The organism is Parabacteroides sp. AF17-3, assembly GCF_003635445.1.
In the GTDB taxonomy this organism is placed as follows: domain Bacteria; phylum Bacteroidota; class Bacteroidia; order Bacteroidales; family Tannerellaceae; genus Parabacteroides; species Parabacteroides goldsteinii.
Window position 1 is genome coordinate 72,432 of record NZ_QTMM01000010.1, and the last position, 17,719, is coordinate 90,150.

Consider the following 17,719-nt stretch of genomic DNA (forward strand, 5'->3'; position numbering starts at 1 on the left):
CAAATTATATATATTCCATTTTTACGAAATTTTTTGGCAACGATATGCCAAAGGAAGTTCAACTCCGTTTCCAGCACTGGTTTCTTCAAACTGAAGACAGCCTGGAAAAAGAGAAGGCTCTTCATAAAATATGGGATGGGATAGAGGTAAAAGCAGATGAGAAAACGCGCAGGAAATATGCGAAACTGAATGCCCGTATCGATCTGGCGGAAGGGAATAGGAAATATTTTGCAGTGAAGCGGATGGCGGTTGTCGCTGCCATGTTCCTGCTGATGTTGGGATCGGCTTGGATGGCGTGGAATATGAAAGATATGCAGGATGAAGAATCTTTCTATATCGTAGAAGCGCCGCTGGGTGAAAAAAGTAAACTGACCTTGCCTGACGGAACAGTTGTTTGGTTGAATGCCGGTTCGCAATTACGATATTCCAGTCATTTTAATAAAAATAACCGGGATGTCACTCTGGAAGGAGAAGGTTATTTTGAAGTCACCAGGCAACAGGAAAAAGAATTTGTCGTTTATTCTGCCGGATGTGGGGTGCATGTCAAGGGGACGGTATTCAATGTAAAAGCATATCCGGAAGATCCGACCATGGAAGTCCGTCTTTATGAAGGTTCGGTTTGTTTATCCACCCCTTCTGTCAGAGAAGAAGACGGAATTTATATGGAACCAGGCGAAAAGGTCCATTATAATAAAATGAATAAGACCACCAGGAAAGAAAAATTGCTTTATCAGGATGATTTGTCCTGGAAAGACGGATATTACCATTTTGCAGATAATTCACTGAAAGAGATTGCTGCCGAACTGGAACGTATATTTAATGTCCGCATCAAAATAGAAGATGACGATATTGAAAAATATAGATATCATATATCCTTTGTAAATCATGAAGTGTTGCCTGATATGCTGGATGCGATCAACAATGATAAAAAGTTGATTATAACGTATAATAAGGATACGATTGAGATAAGAAAGAGAAGATAATAACTCAATTTATTTGATAGAGATATAGGTAGTAAGCTGGAGCGTACGGTCAGCTGACGGATATTTCTATGCATGAATGTAAACTTTGTATAAACAATTAAATTAATTAACATGAGAACAAGACAGTCCTTTTATGAAAAACCGCTTCTTCTGTTTTTCCTGTTGATGATCTTTGTTTCTTCTACAGTGACGGCACAGGGTGCTGAAAAGATTTCCATGAAGTTAACAAATCTCACGATAGAACAGGCATTGGAGCAGATCACTAAACAGAATGGCTATTCGTATGTGATAAAAAGTTCAGATCTGAATATGCAGAAAAAAACTTCTGTAGATGTCACGGATGAACCGATCAGGGAGGTCCTTTACAAGGTGTTTGAAGGGCAGCCGGTTTCGATAGAGATTGTAGGGAAGAGTATCCGTATTTCAAAGGAAAACCGGAATGCTTCGACAGGAACTTCGCAGAAGAAGGTGGTGAAAGGAACCGTTACCGATGAGACGAACCAGCCGGTAGCCGGAGTGAATGTCGTTGAACAGGGAACGACAAACGGAACGATTACGGATATGAACGGGAATTATTCCCTGGAGGTAAGCGGTCCGAATGCGATATTGCAATATTCTTTTATCGGTTCCAGGACGATTACGCAAAAAGTAGGTAATCAAACTTCCATTAATGTTGTTTTGCAGGAAGATTCGCAGGCTTTGAGTGAAGTTGTCGTGGTTGGTTTCGGTACGCAGAAGAAAGTGAATCTTACAGGATCGGTTTCTACGGTTGCTTCAAAAGCCTTGGAATCGAGACCTGTTGCGAATGTCAGTCAGGCGCTTCAGGGATTGGTACCGGGATTGAATTTCTCGTATGCCGGTTCCGGAAACGGAGGAGAACTGAATAATGATATGAAATTGAATATCCGTGGTGGTGGTACGATCGGCGATGGTTCGAAATCGTCTCCACTGGTATTGATCGATGGGATGGAAGGTGATATGAATGCGCTGAATCCCCAGGATATCGAGAGTGTTTCCGTTTTGAAAGATGCTGCGGCTTCTTCAATCTACGGGTCAAGAGCTCCTTTCGGAGTGATATTGATCACAACCAAGAAAGGGAGTGCCGGAAAAATATCAGTGAACTATAATAACAGTTTCCGCTGGTCTTCGGCAATCAATACGCCCGACATTGCAGATTCGTATACTTATGCCCAATATTTTAACCGGGCAGCAGAAAATATGGGAGAAACCGGACGTTTTACACCGGAATGGCTTGAACGCATTAAAGCATATCAGGAAGGAACGTATCTTCCGACAACCGTACCGGATCCTAATAATCCGACCCGTTGGGATTGGCAGGGAAATTCCAATAACGATTGGTACGATATCTATTTTAATAATGCCGCGTTTTCACAGGAACATGCCGTCAGTGCCAATGGGGGAAGTGAGAAATATCAATTCTATGTATCTGCCAATTATCTGGACCAGAGCGGTCTGCTCAAATTTAATACGGATAAGATGCAACGTTATACCGTTACCGGTAAAATCAATGCTAAGCCGACAGATTGGTTAAGTTTCAATTACAGTTCGAAATTTATCCGGAATGATTATAAGAAACCCTCTGCGGTGGATGATAATGTTTTCTATCACAATATAGCAAAACGCTGGCCTATGGAACCGTTCCTCGATCCTAACGGACACGGAATGAGTATGGCTGAAAGCTTGTTGCAGGGTGGGGATTATAAGACTCAGAAAGACAACCTGTACCAGCAGTTTCAGCTTATCCTGGAGCCAATTAAGGACTGGAAGATTTTTGGAGAACTGAATTACAGGACTACAACGGAGTTTTTGCATAAAGATGTGAATCTGGTAACCAAATATGACGTGAGCAACAACCCGTGGACGAATCCGGCTGAACAGTCTTCCGTATTGGAACAGGCGACAAAGAATAACTTTTTCAACCCGAACGTCTATACGGAGTATTTCAAGGAACTTAATGGCGGTCACGCTTTTAAAGTGATGGTCGGTTTCCAGGCGGAACTGAATAAATACCGGGAACTGGGAGCTTCCAGAACAGATATGATCACTTCTAATTTGCCGACCCTGAATACTTCCACCGGAACGGACAAGATCACGAAAGGCGGATATTCACATTGGGCTACAGCCGGTTTCTTCGGTCGTATCAATTACAACTATAAAGAACGTTATTTGCTGGAAGTAAATGCCCGTTACGACGGAACGTCTCGCTTCTCCCGCGATAATAGATGGAATGTTTTCCCTTCTGTGTCTGCCGGTTGGAATATTGCACGCGAAGCATTCTGGGAACCCTATACAGATGTTGTGAACAATCTGAAGTTAAGAGGATCGTGGGGTGAATTGGGAAATCAGAATACAACCAATTTGTATCCTTACTACCAGTTACTCAAATTCGCAGCCAATGATGCAAACAGCCATTGGTTACTGAGTGGAGTGAAACCCAATACTGCCAATGCCCCTGATCTGATATCGACGTTATTGTCCTGGGAAACAATGCGCTCATGGAATATCGGTATCGATGTCGGCGCTTTGCAGAACCGTCTTACGTTTAGTTTTGACTATTTCAACCGTAAAACACTGGATATGGTAGGACCGGCACCCGAGTTGCCTGTTATCCTGGGGGCAACCGTTCCTAAAACAAATAATGCCGATATGGAATCGAAAGGTTTCGAACTGGATGTCGCGTGGAGAGACCGGATCGGTAAAGTTGATTACGGTGCACATATTCTCTTGTCGGACGACCGTCAGCGGGTAACCCGGTATTCAAATCCGACAGGAACATTAAACACTTGGTATGAAGGACAGTATTCCGGAGAAATATGGGGATATGTAACTCATGGTATTGCTAAGACGGATGAAGAAATGCAGAGCTGGCTTGCCAACCATAAGCAATCATTCGGAAATAGCTGGGCTGCCGGTGATATTATGTATGAGGACTTGAATGGCGACGGTGAAGTGAATGAGGGCAGTAATACGATTACCGATTCGGGCGATAAGAAAATCATCGGTAATTCCAGTCCGCGTTATAAATTCGGTATCGACCTGGATGCTTCCTGGAACGGTTTTGATATCCGTATGTTTTTCCAGGGCGTAGCAAAACGGGATTACTGGTTAGGCGATAATATGTTTTGGGGGGCAAGCGGTGGATTGTGGCAGAGTACTTGCTTCACGGACCATCTGGATTTCTTCCGTTCCGAAGGTGACGACTGGGGAGCGAACCCGAATGCTTATTTTCCTCGTCCGATATTGGATGGCGGAAAGAATCAGAAGAAACAGACCCGTTATCTTCAGAATGCGGCTTATCTGCGTTTGAAGAACTTGCAGATAGGTTATACCTTGCCTGCCAGTCTGACAAATAAAGCGGGACTGTCAAAGTTAAGAGTCTTCCTTTCCGTGGAGAACCTGTTTACGATCAGTGGTTTGCCTGATAGTTTTGATCCTGAAACATTAGGCTCGGGATACGGAAACTGGAATGGTACGGTAACGGAGTCTGCCAAATCATATCCTTTGTCAAGAACGGTTTCGACCGGATTAAGTGTAACATTCTAAAATTAATACATTATGAAACTAAAATATATCTTACCCATACTGATAGGAGCATTTTCCTTCACATCATGTAATGATTTTCTGGATAGGGAACCTTTGGATAACGTCACGCCCGAAGCTTTCTTCTGGAGTGAGAGTGATTTGGCTGCTTATACAATCAAGCAGTATAGTTTTACAACCCATGACGGTTGGAATCTGGGCACATGGAAAGATGACAATAATACCGATAACCAGGTCGCTGGTTCTTTCAATAACCGTTGGGTGCCGGGCGAATGGCGGGTAAGCGAATCGTTTTCCAGCCGGAGCGATGACCCGTGGAACTTCGATAAGATAAGAAATCTGAATTATTTCCTCGAGATTGCAGTGCCCCGCTGGCAGAATGGAGAAATAAAAGGGACTGATGCCAATATCAAGCATTATATCGGAGAAGCCTATTTTATGCGTGCCTGGCAATATCTGGGTAAACTTCAGACATTGGGCGATTTCCCGATTGTTCGTAACACATTGCCGGATGAACAGGAGGCTTTGACTGAAGCCAGCCACCGTCGTCCGAGAAATGAAGTGGCCCGTTTTATTATTTCAGACCTGGATTCGGCTATTATGTTATTGAATAACAGTCCGGCTGGCGGTAAAAACCGTATAACACGCAATGCCGCCTTATTGGTGAAGTCAAGAACCGCCCTGTTTGAGGCAAGCTGGGAAACGTATCATAAAGGTACGAACCGTGTACCGGGAGGTTCCGGATGGCCGGGCGCTTCCGCTACTTATCTGAAGGATTATTCGATCAACATCGATAATGAGATCAATTATTTTCTGGATGAAGCGATGAAAGCTGCTGCCGAAGTTGCTGATAATGTTCCTTTGACTGCAAATAACTTCGGGAAGAAGATGGATAACCCCTATTATGCACAGTTTGCCGCAGAAAGTATGGAAGGATATGAGGAAATACTTCTTTGGCGGGCATATGATATGGAGTATAAAGAGAAGCACTCCGCCGGCTATTATTTACAGCGTGGAGGTGGTAATTCCGGTTTTACCAGAGATTTTGTAGAAACATTCCTTTGTGAGGACGGCCTTCCGATTTATGCCTCTTCCAATTATGTGAGCGATAATACGATTGCCGAAGTGAAAGCAAACCGTGATTTCCGTCTGCAACTGTTCATGAAAGAACCGGGTGAGCTGTTAAGCGAACTGTCCGACGTCGATACGTTCGGATATCCGGATATCCTGGCAAAACAGGAAGTGCGCGCCGTAACAGGTTATTGCCTGCGTAAAGGAATGCCGCATACCTGGTATCGCGACGGTGACTATTGCGTGGAAGGATCACCAGTCTTTCGTGCGGTAGAAGCCTATCTTAATTATATAGAGGCTTCCTGCATGAAAAATGGCGGAAGCAGTATAGACAGCAAAGCCGATTCTTATTGGAAAGCGATTCGTGAACGTGTCGGTCTGCCGGCAGATTACCAGATGACGGTAGCAGCCACCGATCTGGCAAAGGAAAAAGACTGGGCTGTATACTCCGGGGGGCAGCCGGTATCCAAACTGTTATACAATATCCGTCGTGAACGTCGTTGTGAACTGATGGAAGAAGGTTTCCGTATGAACGATCTGAAACGATGGCGAGCGCTGGATCAGATTAAGAATTATCAGGTGGAAGGATTCAAATTATGGGGACCGATGCAGTACAACTATGTGGATAGTCAGGGTAATTCGTCTTTGATTCCGGAGGGAACCGAAGGCAAAACAGCCAACGTGTCCAGTCCCAGGAACAGTGAATATCTGCGTCCTTACCAGATCGTTAAAACATCGAACCTGGTCTATGATGGATACAACTGGTGTGACGCCCATTATTTAAGTCCGATCGCCATGCAGCATTTCCGTATTACGGCAACAGATCCGGAAAACGGGGAAACCTCTGTGATATATCAGAATCCGGGATGGCCTTTGAAAGCAAATGCCGGAGCAATCGGTTATTAAACGCGTAATCCGAAAAAAATATAGTACTTTAGCCAGCCTGGAGGACACAATTGTTGTGCCGGATTTCCAGGCTGGCTTTTCATTTTAAATCTTACATGCCATGAATACATATTTAAAGGAGTCTTGCTTGATTTTCATCTCTTTGTTTGGGATGTCCCTTTCTTTGTCATTTGCCCAGTTAAGTGAGCCGTTACCTTTTATGACTCACGCTAAGCCTCTTTCAGCCGAGATAGTGGATATCGGGATGCTGGATACGGTGCCTTCTACGGCTGCATTAGTCCGTTTACCTAATTGGAAAATCGTTTATATGGTAAAGGAACAAGGGAAATGGGAACCTTTCTTTGTGAAGGCGATTGAAACCGGTTATTGGGATACCCGTTATGAGAAAGATACCGATTATGATTCGGTATTTGCCGATATGCGGGAGATGGGAGCCAACACAGCCTATGTCATGTTGCATTGGGAAGATATAGAGCCGGCCGACAACCGGTTTGATTATTCTTTTGCCGATTCGGTGGTCGCGGCGGCCGGAAGACAGGGCTTGAAGGTCGGATGGGTCTTGTTCCTGCATGCCCAGAAAGAGCGGGTTCCTTCATTAAAACCTGAAACGGCCTGGACGTTTCACCTGGATGACCGTGACTCGTCAAACTATACGATGCAGTGGGTGAAGCGGGACGGTAAGTTGTATTCGAATATCAAGGATATTTTAGATTATGGGGTACGTCCGCTACATGTATATGGTCATAAGGAAATCTTTTACAGGGTGAGAAGAATGCTTTATCAGTTGGCTCAGCATTACAGGTTTGACGAAACGGTTATCGGTGTCCAGCTAGGAAATGAAGAAGGATTCAGCTTTTTGGATGAAAGCGATTTTAATCCGGTAACGGCTGAACTTTATAAAGAATGGATGCGTAAAACCAATAAAACGGATTATGCCCAGTTTAAAAAAGAGGCGATGGATTGGTGGTGGCAACAATTCACTTCTGCTTATCATGAGGGCGATCCGTATAAAATAATATCGTTCAACCTGGATGCGGCACAAGCGGAAGCCGGAGATCCCGAACGGGTAGCTATGACCGGAACAAGCGCCTCTACCTATGCCGACGGAAATCTGGATGTGATAGGCACTATGTTCTATAAAGGGTGGGGCTATAAAGCTATTCTGGGGTTAGACCACAGGTATAATAATTCATATAACTATCAGTTGCCCATATTGATCCCTTCTGAAATAGGTATCGGCCGTTTTAACTCACCTGTCTGGTTCCGTCATTTTATAGCGCATACCCTGGAAAGGGCGGCACAGGGATTCGGCGTTTATTGTTACGGGGAAGTTCGTAAAGAATTGCCGGAACTGGGGGACGTACGGAATGAACTGATCCGGATGCTGAAGAATATATCTCTGAATGAAGATATCATCTGGGAGGGATTACCCGGACCGGGTACTGTGTCCTGTCAGGTGGATGAACCGGGGGTACAGGTAAGCCATCTAAATAAAAACGGTCAGGAGACATTGGCCTTGATCTATTTCCCGGAAGCAAAAGAGATGACGGATAGTAGCCAGGTAAGTAATCTCCGGACTTTAAAATTGAACTGTATGACACAGAAAGAGGGGCAGTATAAAGTGGATATTTATAAGAATGGCGAATGTATAAAGAGTAATTCGCTTTCTCTGAAAGCCGGAATATCCCGGTCGATAAGGCTGGAGGGAATAAGAATGGATGATATTGTATTTGTTTCTATCCGCTAAATAAGCCGAAAAAATGCGATTGTTGTTTGTATATATTGGTGATGATGCGGTAGAATTAGTTTTTTATAATGTATCTTTGGATGCCCAACCTTATGATAGTAATATGCGAGAGGAAAGAAAATTATATTAGATATAAAATAACTATAGAAAATGAAAACTCAACTTGTATTGTGTATTGGCGGTTCCTTGTTGGCCGGGATGTCCGCCTGTAAAGACAAAGCTCCGGAAAAAGAAGTTCCGATGAATGTTATTTACATTTTGGCCGACGATCTGGGATATGGGGATATCGGTTGTTATGGTCAGCAGAAAATCAAGACACCGAATCTCGATAAGATGGCGCGGGAAGGAATGCTGTTTACCCAGCATTATGCCGGCTGTACGGTCAGTGCCCCTTCCCGTTGTTCATTGATGACCGGTTTGCATACCGGACATTCGCAGATACGCGGAAACAAAGAAATTGCTCCGGAAGGGCAACAGCCGATGGAGGCTGATACCTATACTTTGGGTAAACTGATGAAGTCGGCAGGATATGCAACCGGTATCTTCGGCAAATGGGGGTTGGGGTATCCGGGTTCTTCTTCTGTTCCTTCTACGATGGGATTCGATGAATTTTTCGGTTATAATTGTCAGCGTCAGGCTCATTCTTATTATCCGGATCATCTGTGGCATAATAATGATACGGTATTCCTGAGTGAGAATGATAACAATGGACGTAAAGTGTATTCGCAGGATCTGATCCACGAACAGGCCTTGAAATTTATTCGTGACAACAAGGATAAGCCGTTCTATGCCATGCTGACGTACACCTTGCCGCATGCGGAATTAAATCTGCCGCACGATTCTATCTACCAGATGTATGAAAATACTTTTGAAGAAGTTCCTTATGATAAAGGAGGATATTATCCGTCAGAAAAGCCATATGCGTCTTTTGCGGCTATGGTAACACGGTTGGATAAATATGTAGGCGATGTAATGGCGGAATTGAAAGAACTGGGATTGGATAAGAATACGATCGTGATCTTTACCAGCGATAACGGCCCGCACAGGGAAGGGGGAGCCAATCCGGATTATTTCCTGAGTTACGGTCCGTTGAAAGGGGTGAAGAGGGATGTCTACGAAGGCGGTATCCGTGTTCCGATGATTGCCTGGAATCCTGCCAAGATCAAAGCCGGAGTGAAAACGGAACATATCAGTGCCTTCTGGGATGTGATGCCGACTTTAGCAGAACTGACAGGTGTCGCTTTGCCTCAGGCAGGCGATGGCATCTCTTTCCTGCCGACCTTATTTTCTAAAGAAGGACAGAAGCAACATGAATATCTGTATTGGGAATTTCATGAACAGAATGGCCGTGAGGCTTTGCGTTGCGGTGACTGGAAACTGATCCGTCAACCGATCGTCGGTGAAACGATTCTGGAACTTTATGATCTGAGCAGCGATCTGCATGAAGATAACAATCTGGCTCAACAAAATCCGGAAAAGGTAAAAGAGCTGGAAGCGTTAATGGATGGTGCCCGTACCGAATCGCCTTTATTCAATTTCGGGAGGTAGTATCAATACATCTTAGTCACAAATAAAATAAATAATAATGAAGAAGCTAGTAACGTATCTTGTATTGCTTTTTTGCAGCCTTCCTTTATGGGCGGCACATCAACCGGAGTTCTCGACTGCCGGATTCTTTCGGATGGATCATTCCGGACGGGAGGTTTTCTCGATGAATCCTGCCTGGCGTTTCTATAAAGGAGGTCTGGCTGGTGCAGAAGCCAAAGATTTTAATGATAAAGACTGGACGGTGGTTTCCTTGCCGCATGGCATCGAATACCTGCCGACAGAAGCCAGCGGCTGCATCAACTATCAGGGAGAATCCTGGTATCGCAAGCATTTCACACCAGATGTCGCTTTAAAAGGGAAAAAGCTGTTCCTGCATTTCGAAGCCATCATGGGTAAGAGTAAAGTGTTTGTGAACGGAAAACAGCTGACAGAGCATTTTGGCGGTTATCTGCCTGTAGTGGTGGATGTGACAGAGGCGCTGGACTGGAACGGTGATAACGTAATTGCAGTCTGTACCGACAATAGCGACGATCCTTCCTATCCTCCCGGAAAGGCACAGGATGTATTGGATTATACTTATTTCGGAGGAATTTACCGCGACTGCTGGCTGGTAGCCCATAACAATATCTTTATCACAGACCCGAATTATGAGAATGAGATTGCCGGAGGCGGCTTGTTCGTCGCTTTTGACAAGGTCTCGGATGTTTCGGCCGAAGTTTTGTTGAAAATACAGGTTCGTAACGAAACGAAGAAAGCATTTACCGGTGTGGTAGAATATGAATTGCAACAACCGGATGGCAAACAGGTCGCTTTTCTGAATGATAAGATCAGGATAAAAGCAGGTAAGGCTGTGACTAGTTCAGATAAACTGCTGGTGAAGGATCCGTTGCTATGGAGTCCTTCTTCTCCTGCTTTATATAACCTGTTGGTTCGTATCCGTGATGAAGAAGGGAATGTGATTGATGGCTATCGACGCCGTATCGGTATCCGTAGCATTGAGTTTAAAGGGAAAGACGGCTTTTGGCTGAACGGCAAACCTTATGATAAACCGTTGATCGGGGCTAACCGTCATCAGGACTTTGCCGTTGTGGGCAATGCCGTGGCAAACAGTATCCATTGGCGTGATGCTAAAAAGCTGAAAGATACTGGTATGGAAGTGATCCGTAACGCCCATTGTCCGCAAGACCCGGCCTTTATGGATGCTTGCGACGAACTGGGGTTGTTCGTTATTGTGAATACGCCCGGCTGGCAGTTCTGGAACGATGCGCCTGAGTTTGCGCAACGTGTTTACAGTGACATACGTAATCTGGTGCGTCATGACCGTAACCATCCTTCGGTATGGCTTTGGGAACCGATCCTGAATGAGACCTGGTATCCGGCAGATTTTGCCAAGAACACCAATGATATCGTGCATGCCGAATACCCTTATCCTTCCTGCTATTGCGGCAGTGACAGCGAAGCACGCGGTCATGAAGTATTTCCGGTGCTCTTTACCCATCCCCGGAATGCAGATGCGGAATGGGCTTTGAAACAATCGGATGATTCGAAGACCTATTTCACCCGTGAATGGGGAGATAACGTAGACGACTGGAATTCACATAATTCACCCAGCCGTGTTGCCCGCAATTGGGGTGAACAGGCCATGCTGGTACAGGCACAACATTATGCTTCTCCGTCTTACCCTTATACCAGCTATGATGCTTTGTTCCAGACTTCCCGCCAGCATGTAGGTGGTTGTTTGTGGCATTCGTTCGATCATCAGCGTGGTTATCATCCGGATCCTTTCTACGGAGGAATCATGGATGTATTCCGCCAGCCTAAGTTCTCTTATTATATGTTTATGGCACAACGTCCGCCAGTGAAGACTGATCTGATAGCCGAAACAGGTCCGATGGTTTTTATAGCACACGAAATGACGCCGTTCTCAGGAAAAGACGTGGTTGTTTATTCCAATTGCGATGAGGTGCGGCTGACTTACAACAAAGGAGGAAAAACATATACTTATAAGAAGGATAAGAACCGTAAGGGAATGCCTTCGCCCGTTATCACTTTCCCCGATGTTTATGATTTTATGATAGATAAAGCCTTGTCGAGAGAACGGAAACAAGCCGATGTTTATCTGTTGGCTGAAGGGCTGATAGACGGAAAAGTAGTTGCTACCCATAAAGTAACACCTGCCCGCCGTCCTGAGAAACTATTGCTTTGGGTGGATAACGAAGGGACGAACCTGGAAGCAAACGGCTCTGATTTTGTAACAGTTATTGCCGCCGTAGCCGATAAGCAAGGCAACATCAAGCGGCTGAACAATTACTTCATCAAGTTCCATATCGAAGGTGAAGGACGTATCCTGGGAGGAAGCGATGTGATGGCAAATCCGGCTCCGGTGAAATGGGGAACTGCTCCGGTACTGGTACAGTCTACCTTGAAACCGGGGAAGATCAAAGTCATAGCCAGTGTCCTGATGGAAGGCTCCCAGATGCCGATCAGCGCAGAACTTGAACTGGAAAGTGCCCCGGCCGTTTATCCGTTACTCTATAACCAATCGGAGGCCGCTCTTATTCCTCTGACTGTAACCGGCAAGACAGATATGCAAATGAGCAAATCATCAGCCGAACGCGAAGTCGAACGTCTTCAAAAAGAAGTGAATGCCTTAAAACTGAAAGAGGTGGAAAGACAGCAGACTGAGTTCGGAGAACAGAGATAAGCAATTCTAATCCAAAAGAACGAATGAAACAGAATAAGATACCGCATACTTACACAATTATATCTGTTGTAATCCTGATCTGTGCCGCTCTTTCCTGGATCATTCCTGCCGGCGAATACTCCAGGGAGGTACGGGTTGTCAATGGTACCGAACGTACGGTTATTGTAGATAACTCCTTTCATGCAGTCGATCTCGCTCCGCAGAGCTGGCAGGTCTTCGGTGTGTTGCTGGAAGGATTCGAGAAACAGGCTGGCATCATAGCTTTCCTGCTGATTATCGGGGGAGCTTTCCATATTATGAACAGTAGCCGGGCGATTGATACCGGGATACTATCTTTCTTGCGTAGTTCGCGTAAGGTGGAGAAATATGGCTTTTTCCGGATGATTGGAGTGAATAATGTCGTGATATCCTTGATTATAATCCTGTTCAGTTTGTTCGGAGCCGTATTCGGCATGAGTGAGGAGACGCTTGCGTTTGTCATCATCATTGTGCCGCTTGCCATATCGATGGGGTATGATTCTATCACAGGACTCTGTATGGTTTATGTGGCGGCACATGTCGGTTTTTCAGGTGCTATACTGAATCCGTTTACAATCGGGATTGCGCAGGGATTGTCTGACTTGCCGCTGTTCTCCGGTTTCGGTTACCGGTTGTTTTGCTGGGTGGTACTTACTTCTATCCTGATCGTTATCGTTCTCCGTTATGCGGCGAAGGTGAAAAAAAATCCGAAACTGTCTCCTATGTATGAGGCGGATGCCTACTGGCGGGAAAAGGGAGAAGTTGCTTCCGAAGAGGTACAGGAAGAAAAGACGACGCGTTCTGCCTGGGTTGTCTACCTGTTGTTATTGCTTTCATTGACAGGCTTTTCGATCTATTACCCTTCTACCACATTTGAAGTAGGAGAGAGTGCTGTGAGTTTTCCGGCAGTACCGGTGTTTACCGCCCTTTTTGCTTTGACCGGTTGGTTGGGACTGCGCAAGTCAAATCAGTTTTTTATTTTGAACTTATTGGGCTATACTATTGTCTTTCTGGTAGTAGGAGTAATGGGGTATGGATGGTATCTGATGGAAATATCGGCTATCTTCCTGGCTATGGGACTGTTGTCCGGGTTTGCCAATAACGAGGGAGCCGACGGGATCATCAGCCAGTTCCTGACCGGAGCTAAAGATATGCTTTCGGCTGCACTGGTAGTCGGACTGGCGGGCGGGATTATCCAGATACTACAGGACGGGCGCATCATCGATCCGATCCTGCATAGTATGGCAACTTTGATGGGAGAGGCCGGAAAGATTGCTTCCCTCGGAGTTATGTACCTGATCCAGACTACGATCAATATTATTATCCCTTCCGGTTCGGCGAAGGCGGCATTGACTATGCCGATTATGGCACCATTCTCGGATGTGATCGGTATTTCCCGCCAGGCAACAGTGCTGGCGTTCCAGTTCGGTGACGGGTTTACCAATATGATCACACCTACTTCCGGTGTTTTGATGGGAGCGCTCGGATTGGCTCGTATACCTTATGAAATATGGCTGAAGTGGTTTTTCCGCATTCTTATCCTGTTTATTTTGCTGGGAATGTTATTGTTAATTCCTACAGTTTTAATACCTTTGGATGGATTCTAATCACTTATTCTAAAATACTGCAATATGAGAAAGAACTTTTTAGGGCTATTGGCCTGCTTGGGCCTGATGATTGCCTTACCGTGTTGTAAACCCTCACCTGCTGAGTGGAAATTGGTTTGGGAAGATAACTTCGATCAGACCGGTAGTTTTGATCCCGCTTCATGGAGTAAGATCCCTCGTGGCAAATCCGACTGGAATAACTATATGTCCGATTTTGACTCCTGCTATGCTATGCGTGACGGGAAGTTGGTATTGCGCGGCTTAGTTAATCACAGTTTGCCGAACGATACGGCAGCCTATATAACTGGTGGTGTTTATACAAAGGATAAAGTAGGCTTTACTAACGGGCGTCTGGAAATTCATGCAAAGCTGAACGGAGCGACCGGCGCATGGCCTGCTTTCTGGCTACTGCCCCAGGATGGTAAATGGCCCGGCGGAGGTGAGATCGACATTATGGAGCGTCTGAACAATGATAGTATCGCTTATCAGACAGTCCATTCCCATTATACTTTCGATCTGGGCATTAAAGATAATCCGAAACAGGGGAGCACGGGACTTATCAACCCGGATGATTTTAATACCTACACAGTAGAAATGTATCCGGATAGTCTGGTGTTTTTCATAAATGAAACCCGTACGTTTGCCTATCCCCGGATTGAAACGGATAAGGAAGGGCAGTTCCCTTTTAATGACGGTAAATTCTATCTGTTGCTGGATATGCAGCTAGGCGGTAGTTGGGTAGGTGCCGTTGATCCGGAAGATCTGCCGGTAGAAATGGAGATCGACTGGGTTCGCTTCTATCAAAAGCAATAAAAATGACTTCATAGGGTACAAGAGAGCCTTTCGCGTAGAAACGAAAGGCTTTTTTTATATTCTTATATCTGTATAAATGAATAAATCGCCGTTGTTAAAATAAACATCGTATCTTTGGCGTTTGTTATACGACTAAAGATACACGAGCTATGTTAGATATACAGTCTATCCGGAAAGATTTTCCAATACTGGAACATAAGATATACGATAAACCGCTCATTTACTTTGATAACGGTGCTACAACGCAGAAGCCCCGGTGTGTGGTTGAAAAGATAGAAAGCGGTTATTATAATGTAAATGCCAACATCCATCGCGGAGTGCATTTTCTGAGCCAGGCTGCAACCGAAGCGCATGAAGAGGCACGTAAAACCGTACAATCATTCCTGAATGCACGTTCTTCCAACGAAATCATTTTTACACGCGGAACAACGGAGGCAATTAATCTGATAGCTTCCAGCTTCACCGACGAATGTATGTCGGCTGGCGATGAGGTGATTGTCTCTGTTATGGAGCATCATTCCAATATCGTCCCCTGGCAGATACAGGCGGCCCGCAAAGGAATAGCCTTGAAAGTGATCCCGATGAATGAAAAGGGGGAACTGGATATGGAGCAGTTCCGTGAACTTTTCTCGGAACGGACGAAGCTGGTTTCCGTAACCCATGTCTCGAATGTGCTGGGTACAATAAATCCGGTGAAAGAAATAATTGAGGAAGCGCATAACCATGATGTGCCGGTATTGATAGACGGTGCGCAGGCTGTGCCTCACCTAGCGGTTGATGTGCAGGATCTGGATGCTGAGTTCTATGTATTCTCCGGTCATAAAGTATATGGGCCTACCGGTATCGGTGTGTTGTACGGAAAAGAAGAATGGCTGGATAAACTGCCTCCTTACCAAGGGGGTGGCGAAATGATCGCGACTGTCTCGTTCGAGAAGACGACATTCAATGAATTACCGTTTAAATTTGAAGCCGGTACTCCTGATTATATCGGTAGTACGGCTTTGGCAGAAGCCTTGCGTTATGTCAACCGTTTGGGGATGGATAATATCGCCGTTTACGAAGACGAACTGTTACGTTATGCGACTGATAAGCTGAATGCAATCGAAGGGATGCGTATTTTCGGGCAGGCTGACCATAAGGGGGCGGTCCTTTCTTTTTTGGTAGGCAATATTCACCATTATGATATGGGGATGCTGCTCGACCGTTTGGGAATTGCCGTGCGTACCGGTCACCATTGTGCCCAACCGCTGATGCAGGCTTTAGGCATTGAAGGAACCGTGCGTGCTTCTTTCTCCTTTTATAATACGAAAGAGGAGATCGATATTTTTGCAGCCGGGGTAGAACGTGTAAGAAAAATGTTTTAATAAGTAGTCTATGTTATATTACCTGAAGAAATATCCAATATCCTTGACAATCATTCTGGTTGTTATTTATCTGTCGTTTTTCAAGCCGCCTTCAGTGGAGATCGGAAAGATCCCGGGAATAGACAAGGTAGTCCATATTTGTATGTATGCCGGATTGTCCGGTATGCTTTGGATCGAGTTTTTACGTAATCACCGGAAATATGATGAGGTCTTGTGGCATGCCTGGATAGGTGCCGTGCTTTGTCCGATCCTGATGAGCGGGGCGATTGAATTATTGCAGGAATATTGTACGTCATATCGGGGAGGCGACTGGTTTGACTTCCTGGCAAACATCACAGGAGTTGTACTGGCAACCTTATTCTCTTATTTCGTGTTGCGCCCCTGGATGATAAAAAAGAAGATAGTAAATTGATTCATACAAATAAAACGCTATGTTGTTACCTTATTTGGAAGCGAACCGGATAGAAGCCGGATGTGATGAAGCCGGACGCGGATGTTTGGCCGGATCGGTATTTGCCGCTGCTGTTATTTTACCGCCTGATTTCAAGAACGATGATTTGAATGACAGCAAACAGTTGAGCGAAAAGAAACGGTATGCCTTGCGTCCTGTTATAGAGAAAGAGGCAATAGCCTGGGCTGTCGGCATCGTTACTCCTGAAGAAATTGATAAGATAAACATACTGAAGGCTTCTTTTCTGGCTATGCACCGTGCTATTGACCAGTTGCAGGTAAGACCGGAGCATTTGTTGATCGATGGAAATCGCTTTACTCCTTATCCCGATATAAAACATACGACAGTGGTGAAGGGGGATGGTAAATATCTGAGTATCGCCGCTGCCTCCATCCTTGCCAAAACTTATCGTGACGATTATATGGATGAACTTGCCAAAGAGTATCCGGATTATCACTGGACTGAAAATAAAGGTTACCCCACTAAAGCCCACCGTGAAGCAATCCGTACGATCGGAATTACCCCTTATCACCGTAAAACATTTACTTTATTACCGGAACAATTGGAGTTGAATTTTTAAGTTTTATTCTTCACCCTTCCTTTTTTAAAGGATAAGCCTTGACTTGTAAAGTATTTTGGTGTAAATGATCTGGCCGTTCAGATGAATGGTTATGATCCGTTATTCCCATAACCCAAAAGTGTTTAGTGCTCTCTTTGAACTATTTTTTTTAACATAGTTCACATAGGACTAGGTTAAGAAACCGATTGCAAATATAGTATTTTTTGCAAAAACAATATACTTTGATGCAAAAATTAATAAAATAAGGCTATAAATCACTTCTTTCTTGCAGAGAAAAGTCCCTTTATCTTCTTAAAAGACCTAGTCCTATGTGAACTATGTTAAAAAAAATAGTTCAAAGAGAGCACTAAACACTTTTGGGTTATG

11 protein-coding genes are annotated in these 17,719 nt (G+C 44.8%); all 11 read left to right on the forward strand.

Translation table 11 applies throughout. The features are described from left to right. Nucleotides 1-44 precede the first annotated feature (44 nt). Nucleotides 45-983, forward strand: coding sequence for a FecR family protein (locus tag DWW91_RS14370; protein ID WP_224263543.1), 939 nt, complete (start codon nt 45-47; stop codon nt 981-983). Between the two features lie 111 nt (nt 984-1,094). Beyond that, nucleotides 1,095-4,547 (forward strand): TonB-dependent receptor, encoded by a 3,453-nt coding sequence (locus tag DWW91_RS14375; RefSeq protein WP_122328128.1) that lies wholly within the window; start codon nt 1,095-1,097, stop codon nt 4,545-4,547. A 12-nt stretch (nt 4,548-4,559) separates the two neighbouring features. After that, complete coding sequence (locus DWW91_RS14380; protein ID WP_122328129.1) at nt 4,560-6,521, forward strand: RagB/SusD family nutrient uptake outer membrane protein; 1,962 nt, start codon at nt 4,560-4,562, stop codon at nt 6,519-6,521. Between the two features lie 100 nt (nt 6,522-6,621). Continuing rightward, nucleotides 6,622-8,268: a hypothetical protein gene (locus DWW91_RS14385; RefSeq protein ID WP_122328130.1), complete on the forward strand. Its 1,647-nt coding sequence runs from the start codon at nt 6,622-6,624 to the stop codon at nt 8,266-8,268. A 150-nt stretch (nt 8,269-8,418) separates the two neighbouring features. Continuing rightward, complete coding sequence (locus tag DWW91_RS14390) at nt 8,419-9,816, forward strand: arylsulfatase (protein ID WP_122328131.1); 1,398 nt, start codon at nt 8,419-8,421, stop codon at nt 9,814-9,816. 37 nt (nt 9,817-9,853) lie between these two features. After that, nucleotides 9,854-12,520, forward strand: a complete 2,667-nt coding sequence (locus DWW91_RS14395; protein WP_122328132.1) for a glycoside hydrolase family 2 TIM barrel-domain containing protein — start codon at nt 9,854-9,856, stop codon at nt 12,518-12,520. A 23-nt stretch (nt 12,521-12,543) separates the two neighbouring features. Next, a complete protein-coding gene (locus tag DWW91_RS14400; protein ID WP_122328133.1) occupies nt 12,544-14,145 on the forward strand; it encodes a YfcC family protein in 1,602 nt (533 codons plus the stop codon). 24 nt (nt 14,146-14,169) lie between these two features. Continuing rightward, nucleotides 14,170-14,958, forward strand: a complete 789-nt coding sequence (locus DWW91_RS14405) for a glycoside hydrolase family 16 protein (protein WP_010801850.1) — start codon at nt 14,170-14,172, stop codon at nt 14,956-14,958. Between the two features lie 149 nt (nt 14,959-15,107). Next, nucleotides 15,108-16,322, forward strand: coding sequence for an aminotransferase class V-fold PLP-dependent enzyme (locus DWW91_RS14410; RefSeq protein WP_122328134.1), 1,215 nt, complete (start codon nt 15,108-15,110; stop codon nt 16,320-16,322). A 10-nt stretch (nt 16,323-16,332) separates the two neighbouring features. Further along, nucleotides 16,333-16,734 (forward strand): VanZ family protein, encoded by a 402-nt coding sequence (locus DWW91_RS14415; protein WP_010801851.1) that lies wholly within the window; start codon nt 16,333-16,335, stop codon nt 16,732-16,734. 19 nt (nt 16,735-16,753) lie between these two features. Next, the gene (locus tag DWW91_RS14420) at nt 16,754-17,353 is read left to right on the forward strand and encodes a ribonuclease HII (RefSeq protein ID WP_122328135.1); all 600 of its coding nucleotides are present in this window, start codon (nt 16,754-16,756) and stop codon (nt 17,351-17,353) included. Nucleotides 17,354-17,719 lie beyond the last annotated feature (366 nt).